Source organism: Jiangella muralis, from assembly GCF_001270745.1.
GTDB classification, from domain to species: Bacteria; Actinomycetota; Actinomycetes; order Jiangellales; family Jiangellaceae; genus Jiangella; species Jiangella muralis.
Window position 1 is genome coordinate 1 of sequence record NZ_LFXL01000075.1, and the last position, 1,951, is coordinate 1,951.

At 72.9% G+C, this 1,951-nt stretch carries 1 protein-coding gene and 3 pseudogenes; all 4 read left to right on the forward strand.

The window, feature by feature from the left end:
* Positions 1 to 283: pseudogene (locus tag ACW62_RS34950) on the forward strand (chromate transporter); the annotation flags it as partial.
* 74 nt (positions 284 to 357) lie between these two features.
* Positions 358 to 1,035 carry an ABC transporter ATP-binding protein gene (locus ACW62_RS32700; RefSeq protein WP_053208311.1) on the forward strand — a complete coding sequence of 226 codons (678 nt, stop codon included), beginning with the start codon at positions 358 to 360 and terminating at the stop codon, positions 1,033 to 1,035.
* 38 nt (positions 1,036 to 1,073) lie between these two features.
* Positions 1,074 to 1,406 (forward strand): annotated as a pseudogene (locus ACW62_RS36730) (ABC transporter permease); the annotation flags it as partial.
* Positions 1,407 to 1,467: 61 nt separating this feature from the next.
* Positions 1,468 to 1,806 (forward strand): annotated as a pseudogene (locus ACW62_RS36350) (ABC transporter permease); the annotation flags it as partial.
* Positions 1,807 to 1,951 lie beyond the last annotated feature (145 nt).

Genomic DNA, 1,951 nt, shown 5'->3' on the forward strand with positions numbered 1-1,951 from the left:
GACCGCCGCCCTCACCGGCATCACCGCTGCCGTGGTCGGGGTGATCGCCAATCTCGCCGTGTTCTTCGCCACGCACACCCTGTTCGCGTCAACCACGACCGTCGAGGCCGGACCGCTGTACCTGACGTTGCCGAGGCTGGACAGCCTCCAGCCCGTGGCCCTCGGCATCACCGCCATCGCGGTCGTGCTGGTCTTCGGCCTGAAGTGGTCGATGCTGCGGGTGCTCGCCGGCTGCGCCGCCCTCGGCGCCGCGGCCGCCGTCATCGGGCTGCCCGTGGGGTGACCCGCCCAGCCCGAGAAGTGGAGGGGCGGTGGAGACGGCCTCACCACGAGAACCGACCCGGAGAGGGGGGCGGAGTGGGCCGCGAACCGGTGTTCGCTCTGCGCGGCGTGACCCTGCGGCACGGACAAACCACGCTGCTGACGGACATATGCGCGCAGATCCCGCGGGCCGCGTGTACCGCGATCGTGGGCCCCAGCGGGGCAGGGAAGTCGCGGCTGCTGCGGCTGCTGGTCCGGCTCGAAGACCCCGACGCCGGGCGGATCACCTTCCACGACACCCCGCTGGAAGAGTACGACGTGCTGGAGCTGCGCCGGCGTGTGCAACTGGTCGCCCAGCACCCCGTCCTGCTGACCGACTCGGTGGCCGAGGAGATCCGTCTCGGCCGCCCCGCCCTGCCCCCGGCAGAGGTGGGCGCGCTGCTGGAACGGGTCGGCCTGCCGGCCCCGTTTCACACGCGCGCCACGTCGGGGCTCTCCGGCGGGGAAACCCAACGGGTGTGCCTGGCCCGCTCCCTCGCGTTGGACCCACAGGTGCTGCTCCTCGACGAGCCCACCGCCGCCCTGGACGCGGCCAGCGCGTGCGCGATCGAGCACACCGTGCGCGACCTCGTCGCACGCGGCACCACGGTGGTGTTGGTCAGCCACAACACCGACCAGGTCCGCCGCCTGGCCGACCAGGTGATCGTCCTGGAACGCGGCCGCGTCCTGACCACCGGCACACCCGATGACGTCGACTACCCGGAGACCCAGTGAGCACCGCGACGGTGACCTGGCTCCAGGTCGCGCCCTCGGTGCTGCTGGTCGCAGTAGCCATCGCAGCGGCCGCCCACCAGCGCTTCGGCCTCACCCGGGACCTGGCCGTTGCCGCCGTCCGGGCCGCCGGGCAGCTGGCCGCCGTCGGCGTCATCCTGCTGGCACTGTTCCAGCATGCCGGGCTGCTCGGCGCCACCGGCTGGGTAGGGCTGATGGTGCTGGTCGCCGGGCAGGTGGCCGGGCGCCGGGGCCGGGGCGTGCCCCACGCCCGACTGCTGGCCACCCTCGCCGTTGCTGTGGGCTCGCTGGTGTCGCTGGCCAGCCTGCTGGCGTTGCGCATCCTCCCCACCCAGCCCGAGGTCGTCGTGCCGATCGGCGGCATGATCGTGGCAACCGCGATGCAGGCCACCGGCCTGACCCTGCTGCGGCTGGGTCGAAGAGGTACGCCGTGCCCGGCCGGGTATCGAGGCACGCCTGGCCCTGGCCATGCCCGTCGAGGATGCGTTCGCCCCGCACCGGCGTTCGGCCGCACGCACCGCGCTGGTGCCCGCGATCGACTCGACCAAGGTCGTCGGCCTGATCAGCCTGCCCGGCGCCATGACCGGCCTGATCCTGGCCGGCATCGACCCGCTGACCGCCATCCGCTACCAAATCGTCGTCATGTACATGCTCCTGGCCGCCGCCACCGTAGCCGCGGCCGCGGCCACACGCCTCGCCCAGCGCCGACTGTTCGACGCCACGGCACACCGTCTCCACCGCGGACCCGACTGACTTGCGCAGTCGTCACAGCGCGCTCGTGGTCGTCCGCCGCCGCAGCAACTGGCCCGCTCGGCCAGGGCAGCGTGTCCGGGTCGGTGTATGGCCGCGGCGCGGTGTGTAGCCATCGGGTGAAGGGCGTGCGGAGCGGACGGATCGT